Below are 20,129 nucleotides of genomic sequence, written 5' to 3'. Positions count from 1 at the left end.
ATATTTCATGACCCATAATTCGCAGAATAGCAGCAGAGGGTTCCAGATCTATTAGAAGCTTCTATATAAACGGCGGCATTAACGGCTGCCGTTTATATGTGTTAATTATTTATCATAGCTTAATATATTCTTCATCCAGTACAGGTTCTAACCAATCTGTTTGTCCTGGTGTAAGAGCTAAGTGAACAAACCAGCTTTCCTTCGTAGCCCCATGCCAATGTTTAACGTTCGCTGGAATGTTTACCACATCGCCTGTTTTGAGTGATTGAGCTGGCTTTCCTTCTTCTTGATACCACCCCTCACCGCCGGTAACTAACAACACTTGTCCAGTATGATGAGAGTGCCAGTTATTGCGGGCACCGGGAGCAAAGGTTACATTCCCGATTGCTGTATTGAGTGGTGCTGGATCGGTAAACACCATTTGTAAGTACGCGTCTCCGATAAAGTTTTTTTCGACTTTTTGACCCAATGGGAAGAGTGTGCTATGGCTTAAGTGCTCGTTCTTCATTTTTCATCTCTACTTTCTTATATTTTTAACGTTATCCAACTTGAGCTGTTGGTCGAATGATCATCTCATTAATGCCCACATCCGATGGTTGCTCGATGGCAAAGGCAATGGCACGTGCGATGCTGTCTGCATCAATTGCTATCTTGTAAAAATCATCCAAGCCCGCTTTCATTGCCGGATCGGTTGTCGTCTCCAGCAGTTCGCTGGTCACAGCTCCCGGCGAAATATTGGTCACACGAATATTTGTACCACTCATCGCTTCTTCTTGGCGCAAGCCTTCAGAGATTGCTCTTACGGCATGTTTGGTACCACAATAAACTGTCCCGCCTGGGTAGATGTTGTGTCCAGCCACGGATGAAAGGTTAATAATATGACCTGATTTCCGTTCTCTCATAGATGGAAGGACTGCCCCGATTGCGTACAATACCCCTTTGATATTGACATCGATCATTCGGTCCCATTCATCAACCTTTTTCAAAGCAAGAAAAGCCTGCGGCATGATTCCAGCATTGTTGACTAAAACATCAATTTTTCCAAACTCGTTCAGCGCATACGCAGCAAGATCTTCCATTTGTTGGTGCGAACTTACATCCGTCACTTTATACACAGCTTCTCCGCCGCTTTGTTCAATTTCATCTTGTAATTTCTTTAACCGGTCTTCGCGGCGAGCGGCAAGAACCAATTTTGCACCTTTGGATGCCAGTTCTTTTGCAGCTGCTTCTCCAATACCGCTGGACGCTCCTGTAATAATAACTACTTTTTCTTGAATATTTGACATTTTAGATAAACACCTTTCTTAATTTTAGGTATACTTTCATCTATAAAAAAATCTATTTCTTCGCTTAATTTTCTTCTGCTATTCTGGAATGATCTCATTCACACAACTCAAAGCATTTAATGTTCTCGGAAAACCCATATAAGGAAGGCAATGAGTGATGGCAGTGATCATGATATCCTTGTCATTGCCTACATTCAGGTTGCCTTGCACATGTGCCTTGACTTGACTTTCACAACCGCCGAGACTACTCACAATACAGAGGGTCAGCAACTCCCGTGTTTTCAGATCAAGGCCTCCACGAGTATAGAAGTCACCAAAACAGAAGGCAGAAAGATAGTCCTGTATATGCTTTTGATTGTATGGAACATTCCCCCTGTTCTTTTCAATGATATCGCCAAAGATTTCTACCTGCACTGCAAGGCCTTTGTCTAACCGATTCTCTTCTTCAACCTGCTTTTGACTTTCGAGAGGTAACTCGATATTTCTGGATTGGAAAACCTCATTAATCTCCGCGATGGCATTTAGCGTTTTAGGGAATCCTAAATAAGGAGCACAATGGTAAATGGCCTCTTTAATTTCTACCGGAGTTAGTCCAACGTTCAGTGCAGCATGAGCATGCGCCTTGAGCTGAGGTAACGTTTGATTCGTTACAAGCACCACCAGAGTGATAAGCTCACGTTGTTTATCGTCCAACTTCCCTTGATAAAAAACTTCCCCAAAAATAAAACGGCTCAGGATGTCCTGAAAATCAGGATCAGTAGCGTATGCTCCCGGCATTCCATTACCAAATAGCTGTTTAAACGTTTCTTCACTCTTTTCAATTCGATTCATAACTGTGCCTCCTGCTTGTTTTTTTTGTGGATAAATAAGACCCACTGAAAGAATGACGATAATTGCGACGCGGTAACCTCCAATTCCCGTCTCTATGATGAAGCCAACAGGCTTAGCATCACCATTCTTCTAGACAAGTTTAGGGTTCAGCGCATAAGCCACATAATCCTTGGCACTTTGCTCTAGCTCCTCATCTGACAGGTGTTGCATTACACCATACAAGATATATGGTGTCAAATAGCGTGTTCCAATCAAGTTACTGGTTGCCTGAAGAGGTCGCAGCAGCTCGGAAACGGTGTATTTAAAATTACCGTCTGGTAAATAGTTTTCTTTAGCAGCGCCGGTAGAAACGGCAATCAGCAGCTCTTTTCCGTGCAGCTTGTCCCCTTTGCTTCCAAATGCCCAGCCATGAGTTAGGACTACATCCTCCCATTTTTTCAGCAATGAAGGCGTACTGTACCAGTAGAATGGGAATTGCAAAACGATGCGATCATGCTGCTCCAATAGACTCTGCTCGGCAGCGACATCGATCTTCTCATTCGGGTATGCCTCATAAACATGGTGAATTGTAACACCAGCTTGCTTCTTCATTTCTTCCGTTAAGCGACGATGAACACGGGAAGCAGTTAAATCAGGGTGAAAAACAAGAACAAGTGTTTTCATTTTAAATTTTCTCCATCCAAGAATATTTTTTTCTATCTTAATTGTTTAAATGGATACCAAGTTAATTATTTTACTCCTCACTTTTCAGTGGATTATTTACAGCTTTGTCTGCTAAAATCCGTCCTGCAACACCTATATTATCTAGTTCATTTTCCCTTACGAACACAAAGAATGCTTGTTCAGGTATATTCATGATAGTTGAAGCTGATGTAGTAAGGTCTTTTACTAACTTTCTTTTTTGCTCTTTAGTTAATTTAGCTGCTTCAATTGTAATTACAGGCATAATTTATTCTCCTTTATTGTGAGTTTATGTCTAATGACGACGAGCTGACACAAAAACTCATGTGCATCTCTCTTATCAAAGAGACCGTGCGACACCAATTTATATGAATTTAAAAATGACCAACGATTCGGTGCGGTACATATGGTTCTTCCAAAAACGCAATTTCTTCAGCAGTTAATTGAATAGATAGAGCAGCTTCTGCATCTTCGAGCTGGGATATTTTTGTCGCACCGACAATAGGAGCGGCTACCGGTTCTTTATGTAGAAGCCACGCAAGTGCGATGTGAACCCGGCGAACACCATGTTTCTCTGCCAAACTCGCAACCCGGTTCACCACCAATTGATCCGCATCTGTTGTTGCATCATATTTTTGTTTTGCAATTTCATCAGTTTCGGCACGATGTGTTGTTGTCTCCCGCGCCAACCTTCCTCCTGCGAGCGGGCTATAAGGAATGACCCCAATTTTTTCTTCCTTACAAAGTGGGAGCATCTCTCGCTCCTCTTCACGGTAAATGAGATTTAAATGATTCTGCATTGATACAAATCGGGTCCACCCATTCTTCTCAGCTATATGTAAAGCTTTCTCAAACTGCCATGCCCACATTGCAGAGGCTCCGATGTATCTTGCCTTACCAGCCTTAACTATATCGTGCAATGCCTCCATCGTCTCTTCGATAGGCGTGTTATAATCCCAACGATGAATTTGATACAGATCGACGTAGTCGGTTTTCAATCTCTTAAGGCTCTTATCGATTTCGCTCATGATCGCCTTGCGGGAAAGTCCAGCGCCATTGGGTCCTTGATGCATTCGTCCATGTATTTTAGTCGCGATGACAATCTCATCACGGTTCGAAAAATCCTTTAATGCACCTCCAATTATTTCCTCACTTGTCCCGTCAGCGTACACGTTTGCAGAATCAAAAAAATTGATTCCAAGCTCCAGAGCTTTTTTTATGATTGGACGAGCGCGTTCTTCATCAAGTACCCATCGATGATGACCTTTTTGTGCGTCTCCAAAACCCATACAACCAAGACAAATCCGGGATACATCCAAGCCAGTATTTCCAAGTTTCGTATAATCCATTTCATTGTTCCTCCCTTTCGTGTGGTGCGATCTTGACTTGCCTCAGCACGGGTACGCGTGCTGATCATTGAGTTTAGATAACTCCAAATAAAAAAATGAACATTGATTGTTTAATCAACTTACGTTTATAATTCTAAACGGATACAAAATGCTTGCAATAATCAATTTCTTTCGATGTGTGGATTACTCAACAAATTATCCGTAATTGCCGATTATCTCAGTAAGGGGACTTTAAAAATGACTAAAGTGGACAGAAGGGTACTCAAATCTCAAGAAGCCATAAAGAAAGCAATACTTGAACTGATGACTGAAAAAAACTTTGATGACATTACAATTCGGGATATTTCTGATAGGGCAAATGTTAATCGAGGAACAATCTATCTCCATTACATGGATAAATTTGACTTGCTAGATAAGATAATTGAAGAACATATAAACAATCTCCGTGAACTTTGCCACACAGCATCTGAAATGAGTTTCCAAGAAGGAAATTATGTCTGGTTCGAATACTTTGCAGACAATCATTTATTCTTTTCAACCATGCTAAACACGAAAAGTTCAGCTTATTTTCGTAGTCAATTTCTTGATTTAGTCGTCCAGGAGTACAAGGTTGAAGTCGATGTAACAGAAGGAATAAATCAAGGCTTAAGTGAAGATGTCATTCTTCAATTTTTTGGGGCCGCGGTCGTGGGGATCGTAGAATGGTGGTTTAAGAATGGAATGTCAGTCCCCCCTCGTGTCATGGCAGAACAAACTGGGATATTGTTAGACAGAAATTTTTAAATTGCATTCCCAACAAATCTAGTAAATCGAGTAATTTCTTGTACTGAGGTTATTTAAACAAAATTCTCATCCTAATTTCGTGATGAGGGTAGGGTTTTGAAAACTGTTCTCGCATTCGGGACTTGAACACTAGAGATAAGGCCCATACCCGGCACAGCACCGAAAACATGAAGCGGCATTCGCTCCATGTTTTCGTACTTAAACCCATAACTTTATTTCCTATTGAGAGCACGGTCCCGAATAACAAGAAAATGCTTACCACAAGAAGAACTTGCCTCATGTTAGTGAGAACAAGAGAATATATCGCATTTTAAATTAAGGGTCTTGTTTAGAAAAAGTTTGTAAGCGTCACATCTGGTCGACTGTGATTCCACCATCAACTAGCTATGTCTGTATAAACTTAGTCTAAATCTTCTCCATTGCTGTTAATTACTTTCTTATACCAATTAAAGGACTTTTTCCTACTACGGCTTAACGTACCATTTCCCTGGTCATCTTTATCCACGTAGATGAAACCATATCTTTTGCTCATTTCTCCAGAGCTTGAGCTTACTAAATCAATGCACCCCCAGGTTGTATATCCTAACAATTCTACGCCATCTTCTTTTACAGCAGTTTTAAATGCGCGGATATGTTCCCGAATATACTCGATTCTGTAATCATCCGAGATACATCCATTTTCATCAGGCTTGTCCGCAGCTCCCAACCCATTTTCGACAATAAATAATGGTTTTTGATAGCGATCATACAATGCATTTAATGTAATTCTCAACCCGAGTGGGTCAATTTGCCAGCCCCATTCACTTCTTTTTAAATGGGGATTTCGTAATGTCGGAAATAGATTGGCAGCGGTTTGAGTATTAACTGCTGGGTCAGCACTTGTTAATCGCGAACCATAGTAACTAAATGAAACGAAGTCAACTGTATTATTTTTCAGAAGCTCCTTATCACCATCTTGCATCTTCAGATGTATATTCATCCTTTCGAACATTTTTTTGGCATAATTCGGGTATTCACCACGAGATTGTACATCCACAAAGAAGTAATGCTCTCGATCCCTTGTCATGGCTTTCCATACGTCTTCAGGAGCGCAAGTATAGGGATAAGTGCTGGCACCCGCCAACATACATCCTATCTTGAATTCGGAATTTATTTTGCGTGCAATTTCAGTAGCTTTAGCACTCGCGACCAATTGGTGATGAGCTGCCTGATACTTCACAGCTTCTTCATCTTCATCTTCATCAAACACCAATCCTGAGCTCCCGAATGGTAGGTGTAATAACATATTGATTTCATTAAAGGTTAGCCAATACTTCACTTTATCTTTGTAGCGAGTGAATAGTGTTTCGCATAGTCTTTCATAATAATCAACCATTTTACGGCTTCTCCAAGAACCGATCGTTTTTACCAAATGCATCGGCACATCAAAATGAGTGATCGTTACTAAAGGCTCTATATTATATTTTAAACACTCATCAAAAACATCATCGTAGAACTTCAAACCTTCTTCGTTGGGTAATGTATCATCCCCATTTGGATAGATTCGTGTCCATGCAATAGATAAACGAAAGCATTTGAAACCCATTTCTGCAAATAAAGCAATGTCTTCCTTATAATTATGATAAAAGTCGATGGCTTCATGGCTCGGATAGAAATGCTCATCATCACATTTCATCATTTTCATCTTGCCTTTCATTACAGAAACGCGATCCTGTCCTGCGGGTATAACGTCGACGGTTGACAATCCCTTATTCCCTTCCAAATATCCACCTTCACATTGGTTTGCAGCAGTTGCTCCTCCCCATAAAAAGTCTTTGACTAAAGTCATTTATAATCCACTCCTTGAATTTTGATATGGTTACACTATTAGGACTAACAACTCATTGTTAAAATCAGTGACTGTACTACTGTTATTAGTTAGCACATCAGCATAACTGTAAGTATTCGTAACGATCACCGGGGTTTGGGTAACATATCCTTCCTCCCTGATTTTCTCCAAATCAAACGTGATTAGTGTCTGTCCCTTGGTAATTCTCTGACCTTCTTCAACATGAGCTTCAAAGTACTTCCCATTCAGTTTAACGGTGTTCAATCCTATATGGATGAGTATTTCAACCCCATCATCGGAGAGTAAACCGATTGCGTGCTTCTTGGGAAACAACGAAACAATTTTCCCATCAAAAGGAGCGACCACTTTTCCTTCGCTTGGCTCAATGGCAATTCCTTTTCCCATTGATTCTGTGGAGAAGGCCGCATCTTGAACATCCTTCAATGGAATCATTTCCCCTTTGATAGGACTTGTAATAACCGTATTTTTAAGTGTGATGATTTTATCGTTTGTGGTGACTTTATTCTGCTCAGACGTTTCTTTCTCATATTTTAAGGTTAAAAAATAGGTAAGCACTGCAGTTATAACCGTCGTAATTAATAATGCGATGAGTATATTATAGAAATTCCAAATGTTTTCTCCAATATAAAGCGGAATAGCTGGAAGCCCTGATGAACCTGTTGCATAACGTGAAACTTCCATAACCCCTGCGTAAACCCCGCCAGCAGCGGAGCCAATCATAGCCGCAACAAGAGGATATTTTTTAGGTAAATTAACACCGTAAAGTGCTGCTTCTGTAATTCCCATTAAACCTGTAATTCCACTTGTAGTGGAGATTTGCTTGGATACTGTATCCTTTGTTCTCCAACTGACAATCAACGCGGCTACACCTTGCGAAATATTGGATATCATGGCTCCAGGTCCAATGATATTTTCATATCCCAATGTCGTGATTTGAGCCAATGATAACGGAACGATACTGTGATGAAGTCCAAACATAACAAGGATTGGCCAGAAGGTTGCAATTATGAAAATGACCACCCATGCTCCGTGCGATCCCAAAAAATCAAACCCCATTGCCAAATATGTTCCGAAGAAAGAACCTAGCGGTCCTAGTGCAGTTAAGGAAATAAATCCAACAACCAGAATGGTAAACATCGGAACAAAAATAATTTTTACAGCGTTAGGAATGATTCTTTTAAAGAATGGTTCAATGTAGGATTGCGCCCACACGGTTAATAAAATCGGAACAACCGATGAACTATAAGCAACAAGTGTCAATGGAATATTGAAAACGCTAACATTATTACCCGCAGTTCTCAATAGATCCAGATTCGGATGAAGCAATACCCCAGCCAACACAAGTGCCAGTACAGGGCTGCATTTTAATTTGTTTGCAGCCGAATATGCTAATAAAAAGGGTAAGAAATAAAAAATGGCATCCGACATGAAATTGATTACATAGTAAGTTTGTGACGCTTTTGAAACTACATTAAATAAGATCAGCAAAGCCAATAGCGCTTTTATCATTCCCGCGCCTGCAATAGCCGGAACGATTGGACTGAATGTACCTGAAATAAAATCGATTAATTTGCCAAAAACGCTTACATTTTTTTCATTAGATAATTTATCATCTATATTTTCTGCATGTTTTATATATTTGACCACTTCCTCATATACTTCTTCAACATGGGTGCCAATAACCACTTGAAATTGGCCACCGCTTTCAATCGCATCAATTACGCCATCTAAAGCTTTAATAGCGTCTTGATCGGCTTCTTTATTTTGGTTTAGTGCGAATCTAAGCCTTGTCATACAATGAGTTAGTGTTGATACATTTTCACTACCACCAATCTTCTCTACAATATCCTGAGCTAATTTTTCATATTTTTTGCTCATTAGAAAATGCCCCCTCTTCTTGTTGTTGAACAATGAATTACGCCTTTTATTTATTAAACATAAACAACTTTACCCGCTAAATAAAAAAAGTTATTTATCAGTAATATTTAAAGGCTTCATTCAAGCTGCACCTTTAAGATATCACTAGATAAATAACCTTATCCAATACCTATAATCTATGTTTTATTATGCTTGTGAGGCATACTTGATTAATTGAATTAAGTGAGAAGTAGTCTGGTTAAAAATCTTGTGTTTCTTCCAAACAATAACACAACTAAATTTGAGTTCTGGAAAAAATGGTCTGAAGCAAAGATGTTTTGAACCTGTCATCGCAAGAGCACCTTCAATACAAATAGCAGTTCCCATACCATTATCTACAAAATTAACTATGTTAGAAATTAAGTTGTATGTGGCTAGAACATGTATATTTTCATATTCATCAGCAAACCAATTAGCAATTTCATTTTGTACTGTTGGACGACTAGAAAGAAGTAAAGGAACTCCAACAAGATCATTGGGAGTAACATATTCTTTTTGTGCAAGAGGGGATGAAGCCTGTGTTAGAATTCCCCATCGTTCTTTTTGAGGCAATCTGATGAAATCGTATTTTTCAATATTTATGGGCTCTAATAAAATCCCAACTTCAAGTAATCCTTTGTCTATTTTTTCCTTTATATCATCCCCTGTTCCGCTATAAATATAATAATTAACCTGTGGATACTCTTCATGAAAAGCTTTTAATGTTTGAAATAAATAATGCGATGTTAGTGATTCGACGCTTCCTATAGAGATAGTCCCTCCAACCAGATTATTTTGATCTTTGAATTCTCTCTCTGTTTTATCCGCAATCGTCAGGATTTCTTCTGCCCTTTGACGTAAAAGCATGCCAGCATCCGTTAATGACACCTTTTTTTTACCGCGAATAAGCAATTGAGTTCCTAAATTTTTTTCTAAGTCAGCCAATTGTCTGCTTAATGTCGGCTGTGTTACATGTAGTACATTTGCTGCATGCGTAATACTTTCCAAACGAGCGACTGTAAGAAAATAACGAAGCACTCTTAACTCCATGTTTCCCCCTGTTGACAATATGTGCTTAAGAATAGATTCAATATGTCCTAGTAATTAACTTACCATCTTAAATACAGTTCTTTCAGTTTACACTTTTCACATACTTCTCTGCCATTATAACCATTAATCAATTCTATATGCATATGTTTATATGTGGAATTGAATCGATATATGGGAAGGATTTGGGTACTGTTACGTGAACATAGTGTTGTTGGATTTGAGCATTTTGTGATAAGACCTCCCCAAAATTAGTAATAAAATTTCATATTGCTGAGCCGTTCAACGTTCTCAGGATCGTGAAGAGATAAAATTAAACTCTCTTTGGAATCCAACTTAGCAATCCTCTCCATATCGTCCCTGCTCAATTCGAAGTTGAAGATATTGAAATTTTCAATAATTCTTTCCTTATGAACAAACATTGGAAGCGCAACAATTCCTCTTTGTATCAACCAACGTAAAGCAACTTGAGCCACGGATTTATGATGTTTCTCAGCTAAAACCGAGTATCGGCATCTCGACACCATTGTTTAGTGTAACATTTTACATTTTAGATCCTACTTAATGTTCGCTAGCGATTGGTTAAGTATTGGATTCAAAGCTATTTTTGGTGCCGGATAATTTTTTTATCCCTTTAACCAGAATGATATAGGTAATTATAGATAATAAACTTGTAGAAAAAATAATAATTCCAAAAGGTATAGCAGAATTTTCGCCTGCAATTCCCACAAGAGGAGACGTAACGGCACCTAATGCAAATTGTAAGGTCCCGAGCACGGCAGACGCGCTCCCTGCAATATGCCCCTGGGAATCCATTGCTAATGTAAAAGAGATGGGGCCAATGATCCCAATGGATAAAGCGAATAAGAAGATCGAAATAAACATAGCTGATAATACTCCATGTACTAGTACTATAAATAAGACTGCTGCAGAAGATAAAAACGCTAGTATTATTCCGATCAAAAACAGCCGCCTTTCCGTAACCCGGCCTGCAAGCAGTTTGACGAATTGAGATCCCAAGATAATAGCAAGGCCATTCAACGCAAAGAGGATTGAAAACAGTTGCGGCGACACGCCGTATATGTTTTGATAAATAAAAGGGGTACCTGCAACATAGGCAAAAACACCTGCGAACAATATGCCATTGACTAGAGCATACCCCATAAAAGACCGCTTTCGGAATAAGCTATTATAATTTTTTATCAACGCACGGGGACTGCCTGAAATACGTTGTTGTACAGGTAAGCTTTCCTCTAACCCCCATATGGTAATCCCAGTTAACCCTATGCCTAGCACCCCTAAAAATATAAATACACCTGACCAAGAGCAGTATGACATAACCGTACTTCCAGCCGTAGGGGAAATTAATGGTGCCACATTGCTGATCATTGTCAGCAACGATATAAACTTAGTCATTTCAATCCCACTAAACCGATCTCGAACAATAGCGCGCGAAATAACGAGTCCAGCGGACGCAGCAACCCCTTGTATAAATCTTAAAGATATAAACCATCCTATGCTTGGAGCAAAAACGCATCCAATAGAGGAAAGGATATATAGTATCATGGAAATCAACAAAGGCTGGCGTCTTCCATAAATGTCGCTTAAAGGTCCCATTATCAACTGTCCTAGCCCTAATCCTAACAGACTAGTGGTTAAACTCGCTTGAACCGCAGTTGCGCTTGTTCCAAAAAAAACAGCGATTTGCGGAAGTGATGCAAGATACATATCGACGGTAAACGGCCCCAACGCCGAAAATATGGCCAATAATAGAGCAAAACCGAAAGAATTTTTTTGGGTCTTCATTCTTTTAACTCCTATGATTGTTTAAATGCTTTCTTTAAGCTAACGCATATGCTTTAGATGTTATGGGTTTGTTACTTCTGCCCCCATAGAATAAGCGAACCTAACAGCCATGTGTCCGAGTCCACCAAGTCCAACAACGGCTATATTTTTGCCGGAATCAACCCCCAATGGCGCAGCTGCGAAAACGTTGTGATCCCAGCACATAAGTGTTGGAGCGGCGACATCAAGATTAATGCCCTCTGGAATTCGAACCACGAAATCCTACGTTACAACGATATGGGTGGAATAACCTTCCTGCGTATATTGTCCATATCTATCGATGCCTCCGTAGGTACCCATATGTCCATTTAAACACCAAGTGAACACCCCTCTTTTTTAAATTTAAATTCCCCTTTTAGGTATGTATGCCACGGAGAGCAAATAAGCAAAACTGGTTGTTTTATCAACTTATGTCTATTATTATAAAAAAAGAAACCTAAGTTCAATGGTTAAAAAAGCGAAATTTGTTGAAATAGCAACATCATCAGGAAAAGTGTTCATTATTTTGTTGATCAGGGGGAAAAGACAAGATGATTAAAGTGGATCGGAGAATCCTAAAAACACAAGAAGCCTTAAAAAAAGCCGTTATTGAACTGATGGCTGTAAAAAACTTTGATGACATTACCATTCAAGACATTGCAAACAAGGCAAACGTAAACCGCGGTACAATTTATCTTCACTATCAGGACAAATATGATTTATTAGATCAAATCATGGAAACACACATTAATGAATTAAAAGAAATGGATACGTGGGCATGTCAGATGGAGTGGGCTGATGCTCTTGTTCCATATTTCGAGTACTTTGAGAAAAATTATTTACTTTTTTCAACCATGCTAGCTGGATCAAAAGGTACACCTTTATCTTTTAGAACGCGGCTACTTGCTTATTTCATGGAAGGGTTCAAAGGGGAGATTGACAAAGAAAGCGGAAAAAATGCGGAATTAACCGAAGATGTGATGTTACAATATGCTGGGACTGCTTATGTAGGGGTTATTGAATGGTGGATTCGAAATGGAATGCCCTATTCACCGCAAGTCATGGCCACGCAAGTTGGCACCTTGCTAGAAAGAAGTTTTTAATCGGTAATTATATTCTGTAAAGTAAATGGCATTTTCCCTTTTCAATAAAGGTCACAGTATACAACGAAACACTAAAACAACGGCAGCCGATCGGCTGCTGCTTCTGCATGTTTTTTTCATTTTTTGTTACTTGGCTGGAAGAGATCAGGTTATCTCCCATGTCGGAAGCAAACTGGAAACAGGAGAGAAAGCAGTTGCTTTCTCTCCTGTTTCCGGTAGATAGATTTCCTCACTACACTTGCATATACGCACCTGTATATACATTCATTCAAGTAGCCTCAATTGGTACCGGGCATAAGTCAAATTAATTCTTTTTCAAAAAGCTCCTCTGTGCTCCTTGTTGTAAGATATCTGTTGTCTTCAGATGCCCGAACAGTAATGGCGAATTCGGGTCCTGTAGCTTATAATTTTCAGATGCAGCTTTGGGACTCTTGTTTGCATAACAATATTTGCAGCCACTCACACATGTGTCATAAGCACCAATATCTCTACTCTCAATGCAGTTACATCCTGCTCTCATACCTTTATGTTTCAAATTACGGAATTCCGTCTCATTTGCATTTCCAAGAATCTCAAGCGTCATGCAACCTGAAGCATGAATACCGTAATTGCTATAATCTTCGCTCGGTCCGCAAGTTTGAGTGTAAATACCATATTTGGACGCTATAGCTCCAAACCGTTGTGCCAATTGATCCATATCTTCAGATGAGATGCGCTCCAGTTCAGGCATGTTTACTTCCAATTTTTTATACATTTCAACAAAACCAAAAATGCAACGATCAATATAAGGTGCAAGCTGACTAGCGAGACATTAAAGGTTTCAGGATGACGTTCTACCGTTTAATCTTGTGTAAGCAGAACAGGATCATACCGCCAAGCAACCTTTTTACTTCCTACAATTTTAGATAATTGGATGAGTGTTTCTACGCTATTTTCAATCGAAGGAACTCCTGGTTCAACATCTCTACTATAAGCAGTGATGGAGTAATAACAGTAGATATTAAATTTTTCCGCAATGCCACGAATGTGGGAAAGTATCGGTGTCTTGTTTTTGAGCAAAAAACTACGCAATCAACTGCCTCAGGTGTCAGTTCATAACGAGTCACTTTATTTGTAATGAGTGCCGTATCGGAAGGTACAGCTGGATCACCTCCTTTCTATGGAGTCCATTCTACCTGCAGGGCAGCGGGCATGAAATAAAGCACTTTCACTCGAAAGGTGGGGAATTCTTGAGAGAACATAACCCTCCTCAAACCCTTTTAATAACAAACCCGCCTTGACATAATTGCATTTTTTTCACTCCTTTAAAGTGTTATGCCTGCAAGAGCGTATGTTCTCATTGTAGTCTGCATTATAGTTGTATATAGTACTAATGTCAAATGAATAACATAGGTGGTTCTTTTGATCAAATCGGGTGCATTCTCTCAATCCTTATTTGTGATTTGGGTGAGGGGTGTGACTTGAATTCCCTTAAAAGCTCCATAAACCAGTGGAATTATGAATAATATAATAGTTATTTGTATGGAATGTTTTCAAACATTTAAGTATTTAAAAAACGCACTGACTTGGCGGCTTAAATAAGCTCATTGTATAAAGAAAATAAAAAACATCGAAAATTATTGTACTTATCCGAATCTCATGCTAAATCTGAACATCTCGATTTAATCGGAATGGTCTTAGTGGTCAAACGCTGATTCCTCCACCCGCGTAGCGGGTGGTTTTTGTTTCGCACGTTTCACGCACACAACTGGCTAAAGCCATAACAAAAAAGTCGCTAAAATAGCGACTTTCAATGGGACTATATTCTTTTCCCTCGACAACTATCTCATACAATCCTTGTGCAAGATCGTTTCGACCAACTGCTATGTATTACTATAGTTTCCTCTAGCTGATAGATTAGCTTCATTCCACTGCGAAGCCTTCGTTTCATTGCGTTTTTCCATAAGTTCGGTGACCTTCACAAGTGTATATAATTCGTCTCCCGGATATACAGATTTTATAAATCTGATATTGCTCATTGCTGTTTCTGCAATGACCCCATCACCATAATCACCTGTTTCAACCCACAGTTTGAACGAAAATGTTAGGGTTTGAATTCCTGATGCAATAATTCCGTTAAATCTTCCCTGTTACGCTTTGTCCTCGTTTAAGTACATATGTTGGGGATCAAATTCAGACGCGAATCTGATGATATCACCCTTGGTATCAATTTCCTTGCATTCTTCGGTACTCAATCGGAGGGAGACCATTGCGCTTTTTGAACGTTTTACTGAACTGGTATACGTCAGAATAGCCACAGGCTCTCGCGATATCTTTGACGGAATCGCTTGTGAACCGGAGCCGGCGAACGGCATGCTCATTACGAAGATGATTCAGGTACTCCTTAGGACTGCACCCGTACCGAGATGCAAAGGTTCTGCGTAAATAAACAGGTGAGAAACCCGTCTGCTCCGCCAATTCGGTAATCCGCAACTCGGTAGCAAATCCCGTATCTAACTTCTCTTTGAATTTACGAAGAGCCTCTACTATTCCGTTCCCATCGTTGTGCCTCCCTCCTGCTTCCGCTGCCTCGTGTACCTCTTGTACCAAACGATACCATACTGACTTTACTCTGGCCTCTTGCACAAGATCTCCAGGTACCCATTCCCTTTCCGCTTCCCGGAATTGTTCTCTAATCCGGCCCGTACGCTCACTCTGTAGAGGCATAAGAAATGGAAGCCGCAGCTGCTCAATCGGCTTTGGGGTACCCCATTCATTCTCATTTTTCATTAGCGAAGCGCAATCGAAGAGTAGCATCGTCATTCGGAGTGGATGTGCGTCAGAGGATTTCATATAAAGAGGCAGCCCAGGCCAAAGATACACCAATGTTCCCCCACCAACCTCTATATCCTTCTCCTCACAACGAAAAGTTCCCTTACCACTGTAAATGTAATAAAAGGTGTGCCCCGATACGGTTTGCCGAATATCTTCCCATCCTGGCAGGGGAGGCTTGGCAAGTACCCAATGGATGTGCACTACCATATTTCCCAAAGCATAGTCCATAGAAATCCCTCAATCCTTAATAGTATCATTTATGACAAATGATCAAGATTGTTTTTACCATTGTCGCTTTCTTGCTACCAATGCTACACTCCCAACATACAGACCATCAATGATGTTCTATTGCAAAAAGATAATGGAGATGATGAATATGATCCGAACGTTTCAGCAGCATCGACTTAGGAAATCCCAACAGCTTGACGGATTATGGGATTTTGTTTTTGACAAGAATAATGTTGGTTTATCTGAAAAATGGAGCACGCACTTCCCTTCCAACCCTGATCGTATACCCGTGCCAGCTTGTTGGAATAACGAGCTCGGAAAATACGACTACGAAGGCGTAGCATGGTACCGCACCTGGGTAACCCTTGACGATCGCAGCCATCTCCGGCTACTGTTCCACGCCGTGATGGGGCATGCCGATGTGTATTGGGATGGACAGCATCTAGGGTACCATTATGGTGGATTCACTCCTTTTGACTTTACCATTCCAGATGTCTCCTCCGGTGTTCACGAACTCATTGTCCGCACAGACAGCACACTGGGGACCAATACGTTACCATATCATATTGTAGACTGGTTTCATTACGGTGGAATCATCCGGCCCGTTGAGGTTCAACTTTTGCCTGATGTCTGGATTGAGGGGATGCGCATCACCTATGAAATGACCGGAGATTCCAGTGCAGATGCCCGAATCCTACTTAAGCTCCGCTCGATGTCGGATAAACCGGTCGAAGTACCTGTCTCTCTCTATCGAAACAATGAGATGTTTCAAAGTGATAGCGCTTACCTTTCTGCTAAGGGTAGCACGGAACTTGTGCTCGAACAAGCTTGGTCAGACCTCCAACGATGGGACACGAACGCTCCTGCCCTATACATGATCAGAGCAGTCGTGGGTCAAGACGACCGGGCAGATCGCATCGGGTTCCGTACCGTGGAGACGCGGAACAAGAAGTTTTTACTGAACGGCAAGGAACTTTATCTGCAAGGCGTTAATCGTCACGAAGAGCACCCGGAATGGGGCTTCGCTTTTCCCAACAAATTGATGACCAAGGAACTTGGTATTATCCGACATATGGGATGCAACACGGTACGCGGGTCACATTATCCCCAGAGTGAGTACTGGATCGACCTGCTTGATGAGCAAGGTATCCTCTTCTGGAGCGAAGTTCCGATTTGGGGCGCTGCTTTTCCCGCCAAGGAGACAGATGATCCCCTCTTCGTGGAACGAGCATTGACCATGATGGATGAGATGATCGAGCGAGATTTTCACCATCCTTCAATTCTGTTCTGGTCTGTACACAACGAGATTGATACACGTTCTCAGCAGGCTTATGATCTATCTGTCAAAATGACCGAGCTCGTTCGAAGCAAGGATCAATCCAGACTGGTCACTTTTGCCACGATGCATCCTATGACAGATATCTGTCTTGGACTATTCGATGTCATCGGGATTAACTATTATGGTGGATGGTACTTCGGACATGTCGAGTTTGAGGAGATGCTTGAAGTCTTTCATGAGCGTTGCAATGAGTATGGAGCCGAGTATACCCCGGTGCTCATGACCGAGTTTGGTGGAGCTGGTATATATGGAGATTCTGGCTGGGAACCGCGCTTATTCAGCGAGGATTATCAAGCTGATTTGCTCGGCAAGTCGCTGAAGCTCTTCCGAAGCGATCCGAAGATTAGCGGCACTTACGTATGGCAATTTGCAGATACACGGGGCCAACTTCTGAGCCATCAACCGCACTTCAGAGACCGGGCACGCTCCTTCAATAACAAGGGACTGGTTAACGAATATCGCAAACCCAAGCATGCCTATCGTGTGGTGAAAGGTATTTACACCGACCACAGTAATCCGTATGACTGGGGCTCTACACTGAAATGAGTTTGTAGAGATTCTATAAGCCTTTTTCGAACTCGCACTTATATGGTCAGAGGCAATCCTTTTGAGGATAGCCTCCAAATATAAAGCCGTTTTATAAACCGTCATTCCAACGATATGAACATCATTATGGATAATCAGGAGGGCGATTTGTTCATGTTCAAGCACACTAAAAGTTTTAAAAGGTATGCTGCTGTTTTAATCGTCTCGGTACTGTTCACAACGACATTAGCCGCTTGTAGTGGCCAACAAACCGAACCAACCGAGCAAGCAGATCCGCATCACCCCTTAACGAAACTGACGTATTGGGTCGATTTGTTTCCATAAACATATCCTCTAAAAGCTATCCAAGCAAATTGTCTTAAATTTTGTCGGCGTAACAGACTTTGATAGCCAGTTTGTGGAAGGTATGTCCACGGCGGGAGACTGCGCTCCCCAAATCGAAGCCGAAGCAAACGAAAAAGCTCGCAATGCTGCGAAGAATTTCTAAGAGTATTTCGATAGCGATTGGAGGTTAGTCAATATCGTGGCTATGGTTCGTTACATAACGTTAATCCGAATAAACTCGGCATCGCCGATTTGACCAAGGGGAAGAAAAATGAAAGTATCTTATCATGGACATTCGTTGTAAAAATCGAAACCCATGGCACAATTATTCTCATTGATCCTTTTATTACAGGCAACTCCAACACCGATCTGGAAGCAGCCAACGTGCAGGCTGATGTAATCCTTCTGACCCATGGACACGGGGATCATGTTGGAAATACCGTGAAATTGCAAAACGAAGTGGGGAGCTTATTAACTAAAAAATCAAAGCGGGCGCTCTCCTTTGTTGGACGGCACCCGTTTTTGTTTTTTTGGGATTTTAATGGTTAACTTAGGAGTTAACTGAGGTCGGCTTCAGCATCGCTAAGAGCATCTTTATGGTCGTTGTCTTTCCAGCGCCATTCAGTCCTAAAAATCCAAATATCTCTCCTCGGTTCACCTCCAGCGAAAGATTATTCAATGCGATATAGTCGCCAAATTTTTTGTGCAGTCCCTCAATTTGTATGGCGGACGTTACGCTAATTTTTTCCTTTGAGGAAATACTCACAGTCTTCAACTCTTCAATAAAGAGAGAGCTTATTCAGGATTCTAAGTAGGACACTCCTGAATAAGCTCATCAGAAATCTAAATCTTTCAATATATCGAATTTTGCTTTTTCATGATAGTACTTGGTGCCTCTGGCAACCGGAAGATCGAAGCTGCCAGCATCATCCGCAATGGGATCAATTCCGATGGTCCAAATTTACTTAAAATGACGTCCTGACAATCACTTAGGACGAGGTGCGGCTGGTCCAAGTCCAATTGAGCAGAGCCAATTCAGCACTACCTCATGCAGCACGTTGATGTTGTCTACCTGACAGTGTTCTAATCCCCCAAGTCGTCTATCCTCTATCGGGAAGAACGTCTTGTTTTTCGAACCCGCTTGCTCATAATTTTTCAAGGCTTGTGTCAGCGGATTTGGCTGAACCAATATCTCTTCCGCTCCGTGCATTACAAGAAGCGGACATTCTATCTGGTGAAGCACCCCCTCAAGATCATAGGCAAAACGCGGATTACCCGCAAAGTCCTCAATGCTTTTTGCCCCCAGAATTCTCATGCCATGTGCGGCCAGACTCGGTGGCATCCATTTAAGCATTGCATCCCAATCAAAGGCATGCGTACCGCCGTCGGAGATGACGGCAGCAATTCTGTGATCGAACGAAGCGAATCGCAAAGAGTCGTAAGCCGCAAAACTCTCACCGTGCACGATAATCTTGTCGGGATCGACTTCTGGCCGCGTTAGAAGAAAGTCGATTGCTCGGGAATGGAAAGCCTCACTGTCCGCTCGTCTTCCTTTTCCCTTTTCGTACAGCGAGAGGCCGGTGCCAGGCTGGTCATAGACCAGAAAGTTATATCCACACGAAATAAAAGCGGGACCTAGCCAGAAATAGTTTTCAATTGACCACTCGTCACCACCGTTGAGAGCAAAAAGGGTCGGCTTCGGACCTTTTATCCAGGAAGGGGAGAAGAAGTAACCATCCAGCTTGACATCTTCGTAATCGACTTGAATCTTCTCCGGTTGGACATCGAAGTACTTCCCGGCAGCTTCGAAGAGTTCATTTACTTTTTTAAATACACGGATTTTCTCGGTGTCATCATCCATCACCGTATATTCTGCAATTCTGTAGTAATTGCAGGCACGAATGTAGCAGTTTCGTGCTGTATACCAGTTTCCAGCTGTTTCGGCCTCCTTGCCGTGTCTTTCCAATGCCTGAGCCGTTATGAGCCATTCCCTGTGCCACGTGTCCTTGTCTTCGGGGTCGATTTTTTTGCAGGCCTCGTAGATCTCGGTGACGTCCGTAGCACCGAGGCTTGCCATACCTAAAGCTTTGGTGACTTGATATGACATCATGTAGTGATTGGGCCAACGGCTGAACTCAATTGACATTGTAACATCCTCCTTTTCCAGTTCTAGTTATTGTAGTTTTTTTACTACAAGTAATTTTTACAACACAAAGATAAAGCTTCTTT

The 20,129-nt window shown here is 41.3% G+C and carries 17 protein-coding genes and 6 pseudogenes; 5 read left to right on the top strand and 18 right to left on the bottom strand.

The window, feature by feature from the left end:
• Positions 1 to 112 precede the first annotated feature (112 nt).
• From MMB75_RS06830 to MMB75_RS06805, 6 genes are all read right to left on the bottom strand, one after another.
• On the bottom strand, positions 113 to 508 hold the full coding sequence (locus tag MMB75_RS06830) for a cupin domain-containing protein (protein ID WP_016820891.1): 396 nt from the start codon (positions 506 to 508) through the stop codon (positions 113 to 115).
• A 31-nt stretch (positions 509 to 539) separates the two neighbouring features.
• Positions 540 to 1,286, bottom strand: coding sequence for an SDR family oxidoreductase (locus MMB75_RS06825; protein WP_016820890.1), 747 nt, complete (start codon positions 1,284 to 1,286; stop codon positions 540 to 542).
• Positions 1,287 to 1,364: 78 nt separating this feature from the next.
• A complete protein-coding gene (locus tag MMB75_RS06820) occupies positions 1,365 to 2,117 on the bottom strand; it encodes a carboxymuconolactone decarboxylase family protein (RefSeq protein ID WP_016820889.1) in 753 nt (250 codons plus the stop codon).
• Positions 2,118 to 2,246: 129 nt separating this feature from the next.
• Positions 2,247 to 2,780, bottom strand: coding sequence for an NAD(P)H-dependent oxidoreductase (locus MMB75_RS06815; protein WP_017426962.1), 534 nt, complete (start codon positions 2,778 to 2,780; stop codon positions 2,247 to 2,249).
• A 70-nt stretch (positions 2,781 to 2,850) separates the two neighbouring features.
• On the bottom strand, positions 2,851 to 3,063 hold the full coding sequence (dmpI, locus tag MMB75_RS06810) for a 4-oxalocrotonate tautomerase DmpI (protein WP_016820887.1): 213 nt from the start codon (positions 3,061 to 3,063) through the stop codon (positions 2,851 to 2,853).
• Positions 3,064 to 3,172: 109 nt separating this feature from the next.
• Positions 3,173 to 4,147: an aldo/keto reductase gene (locus MMB75_RS06805; protein ID WP_016820886.1), complete on the bottom strand. Its 975-nt coding sequence runs from the start codon at positions 4,145 to 4,147 to the stop codon at positions 3,173 to 3,175.
• A gap of 237 nt (positions 4,148 to 4,384) precedes the next feature.
• Between MMB75_RS06805 and MMB75_RS06800 the strand changes: the two genes are divergently transcribed.
• On the top strand, positions 4,385 to 4,930 hold the full coding sequence (locus tag MMB75_RS06800; RefSeq protein WP_016820885.1) for a TetR/AcrR family transcriptional regulator: 546 nt from the start codon (positions 4,385 to 4,387) through the stop codon (positions 4,928 to 4,930).
• 400 nt (positions 4,931 to 5,330) lie between these two features.
• Here MMB75_RS06800 and MMB75_RS06795 read toward each other — a convergent pair whose 3' ends face one another.
• From MMB75_RS06795 to MMB75_RS06770, 6 genes and pseudogenes are all read right to left on the bottom strand, one after another.
• Entirely contained in the window at positions 5,331 to 6,758 is a 1,428-nt protein-coding gene (locus MMB75_RS06795; protein ID WP_016820884.1) for a 6-phospho-beta-glucosidase, read from the bottom strand.
• 30 nt (positions 6,759 to 6,788) lie between these two features.
• The gene (locus tag MMB75_RS06790; RefSeq protein ID WP_103042451.1) at positions 6,789 to 8,657 is read right to left on the bottom strand and encodes a beta-glucoside-specific PTS transporter subunit IIABC; all 1,869 of its coding nucleotides are present in this window, start codon (positions 8,655 to 8,657) and stop codon (positions 6,789 to 6,791) included.
• Between the two features lie 186 nt (positions 8,658 to 8,843).
• A complete protein-coding gene (locus MMB75_RS06785) occupies positions 8,844 to 9,725 on the bottom strand; it encodes a LysR family transcriptional regulator (RefSeq protein ID WP_045244562.1) in 882 nt (293 codons plus the stop codon).
• Positions 9,726 to 9,973: 248 nt separating this feature from the next.
• Positions 9,974 to 10,222, bottom strand: a pseudogene (locus MMB75_RS06780) (aldo/keto reductase); the annotation flags it as partial.
• 82 nt (positions 10,223 to 10,304) lie between these two features.
• Positions 10,305 to 11,528, bottom strand: coding sequence for a multidrug effflux MFS transporter (locus MMB75_RS06775; protein WP_017426969.1), 1,224 nt, complete (start codon positions 11,526 to 11,528; stop codon positions 10,305 to 10,307).
• Between the two features lie 69 nt (positions 11,529 to 11,597).
• A pseudogene (locus MMB75_RS06770) lies at positions 11,598 to 11,882 on the bottom strand (alcohol dehydrogenase); the annotation flags it as partial.
• A gap of 215 nt (positions 11,883 to 12,097) precedes the next feature.
• On the opposite strand from MMB75_RS06770, the gene MMB75_RS06765 reads away from it, so the two are divergent.
• Positions 12,098 to 12,649: a TetR/AcrR family transcriptional regulator gene (locus MMB75_RS06765; RefSeq protein ID WP_017426970.1), complete on the top strand. Its 552-nt coding sequence runs from the start codon at positions 12,098 to 12,100 to the stop codon at positions 12,647 to 12,649.
• Positions 12,650 to 12,953: 304 nt separating this feature from the next.
• Here MMB75_RS06765 and MMB75_RS06760 read toward each other — a convergent pair.
• From MMB75_RS06760 to MMB75_RS06750, 4 genes and pseudogenes are all read right to left on the bottom strand, one after another.
• Positions 12,954 to 13,445 (bottom strand): annotated as a pseudogene (locus tag MMB75_RS06760) (DUF1848 family protein); the annotation flags it as partial.
• 44 nt (positions 13,446 to 13,489) lie between these two features.
• Positions 13,490 to 13,708, bottom strand: a complete 219-nt coding sequence (locus tag MMB75_RS26200) for a DUF1848 family protein (RefSeq protein WP_413540862.1) — start codon at positions 13,706 to 13,708, stop codon at positions 13,490 to 13,492.
• An 866-nt stretch (positions 13,709 to 14,574) separates the two neighbouring features.
• A pseudogene (locus MMB75_RS06755) lies at positions 14,575 to 14,898 on the bottom strand (MaoC/PaaZ C-terminal domain-containing protein); the annotation flags it as partial.
• The gene (locus MMB75_RS06750; RefSeq protein WP_080942682.1) at positions 14,855 to 15,691 is read right to left on the bottom strand and encodes an AraC family transcriptional regulator; all 837 of its coding nucleotides are present in this window, start codon (positions 15,689 to 15,691) and stop codon (positions 14,855 to 14,857) included. The gene MMB75_RS06750 and the pseudogene MMB75_RS06755, both read right to left, overlap by 44 nt.
• Positions 15,692 to 15,839: 148 nt before the next feature.
• Here MMB75_RS06750 and MMB75_RS06745 point away from each other — a divergent pair, with 148 nt between their 5' ends.
• The 3 genes and pseudogenes from MMB75_RS06745 to MMB75_RS06735 all read left to right on the top strand — a co-directional run.
• Positions 15,840 to 17,576, top strand: a complete 1,737-nt coding sequence (locus tag MMB75_RS06745) for a glycoside hydrolase family 2 protein (RefSeq protein ID WP_039276030.1) — start codon at positions 15,840 to 15,842, stop codon at positions 17,574 to 17,576.
• A 153-nt stretch (positions 17,577 to 17,729) separates the two neighbouring features.
• Positions 17,730 to 17,900 carry a hypothetical protein gene (locus MMB75_RS06740; protein WP_016820875.1) on the top strand — a complete coding sequence of 57 codons (171 nt, stop codon included), beginning with the start codon at positions 17,730 to 17,732 and terminating at the stop codon, positions 17,898 to 17,900.
• A gap of 271 nt (positions 17,901 to 18,171) precedes the next feature.
• Positions 18,172 to 18,345 (top strand): annotated as a pseudogene (locus tag MMB75_RS06735) (MBL fold metallo-hydrolase); the annotation flags it as partial.
• Between the two features lie 117 nt (positions 18,346 to 18,462).
• On the opposite strand, the pseudogene MMB75_RS06730 reads toward MMB75_RS06735, so the two are convergent.
• Both MMB75_RS06730 and MMB75_RS06725 read right to left on the bottom strand, forming a co-directional pair.
• Positions 18,463 to 18,666 (bottom strand): annotated as a pseudogene (locus MMB75_RS06730) (ATP-binding cassette domain-containing protein); the annotation flags it as partial.
• Between the two features lie 219 nt (positions 18,667 to 18,885).
• The gene (locus MMB75_RS06725; protein ID WP_039276031.1) at positions 18,886 to 20,046 is read right to left on the bottom strand and encodes an alpha/beta hydrolase family protein; all 1,161 of its coding nucleotides are present in this window, start codon (positions 20,044 to 20,046) and stop codon (positions 18,886 to 18,888) included.
• Between the last annotated feature and the right edge of the window lie 83 nt (positions 20,047 to 20,129).

The sequence above is a fragment of the Paenibacillus sp. P2(2022) genome, from assembly GCF_029522175.1.
GTDB lineage: Bacteria > Bacillota > Bacilli > Paenibacillales > Paenibacillaceae > Paenibacillus > Paenibacillus polymyxa.
The sequence above is the reverse complement of the archived record's forward strand: the minus strand, read 5'-3'. Positions and strand labels throughout refer to the sequence as shown.

Bases quoted from the DNA above. Each gene is read 5' to 3' on its own strand.
- MMB75_RS06830 (WP_016820891.1), bottom strand. From the start codon at position 508: ATGAAGAACGAGCACTTAAGCCATAGCACACTCTTCCCATTGGGTCAA.
- MMB75_RS06825 (WP_016820890.1), bottom strand. From the start codon at position 1,286: ATGTCAAATATTCAAGAAAAAGTAGTTATTATTACAGGAGCGTCCAGC.
- MMB75_RS06820 (WP_016820889.1), bottom strand. From the start codon at position 2,117: ATGAATCGAATTGAAAAGAGTGAAGAAACGTTTAAACAGCTATTTGGT.
- MMB75_RS06815 (WP_017426962.1), bottom strand. From the start codon at position 2,780: ATGAAAACACTTGTTCTTGTTTTTCACCCTGATTTAACTGCTTCCCGT.
- dmpI (WP_016820887.1), bottom strand. From the start codon at position 3,063: ATGCCTGTAATTACAATTGAAGCAGCTAAATTAACTAAAGAGCAAAAA.
- MMB75_RS06805 (WP_016820886.1), bottom strand. From the start codon at position 4,147: ATGGATTATACGAAACTTGGAAATACTGGCTTGGATGTATCCCGGATT.
- MMB75_RS06800 (WP_016820885.1), top strand. From the start codon at position 4,385: ATGACTAAAGTGGACAGAAGGGTACTCAAATCTCAAGAAGCCATAAAG.
- MMB75_RS06795 (WP_016820884.1), bottom strand. From the start codon at position 6,758: ATGACTTTAGTCAAAGACTTTTTATGGGGAGGAGCAACTGCTGCAAAC.
- MMB75_RS06790 (WP_103042451.1), bottom strand. From the start codon at position 8,657: ATGAGCAAAAAATATGAAAAATTAGCTCAGGATATTGTAGAGAAGATT.
- MMB75_RS06785 (WP_045244562.1), bottom strand. From the start codon at position 9,725: ATGGAGTTAAGAGTGCTTCGTTATTTTCTTACAGTCGCTCGTTTGGAA.
- MMB75_RS06775 (WP_017426969.1), bottom strand. From the start codon at position 11,528: ATGAAGACCCAAAAAAATTCTTTCGGTTTTGCTCTATTATTGGCCATA.
- MMB75_RS06765 (WP_017426970.1), top strand. From the start codon at position 12,098: ATGATTAAAGTGGATCGGAGAATCCTAAAAACACAAGAAGCCTTAAAA.
- MMB75_RS06750 (WP_080942682.1), bottom strand. From the start codon at position 15,691: ATGGACTATGCTTTGGGAAATATGGTAGTGCACATCCATTGGGTACTT.
- MMB75_RS06745 (WP_039276030.1), top strand. From the start codon at position 15,840: ATGATCCGAACGTTTCAGCAGCATCGACTTAGGAAATCCCAACAGCTT.
- MMB75_RS06740 (WP_016820875.1), top strand. From the start codon at position 17,730: ATGTTCAAGCACACTAAAAGTTTTAAAAGGTATGCTGCTGTTTTAATC.
- MMB75_RS06725 (WP_039276031.1), bottom strand. From the start codon at position 20,046: ATGTCAATTGAGTTCAGCCGTTGGCCCAATCACTACATGATGTCATAT.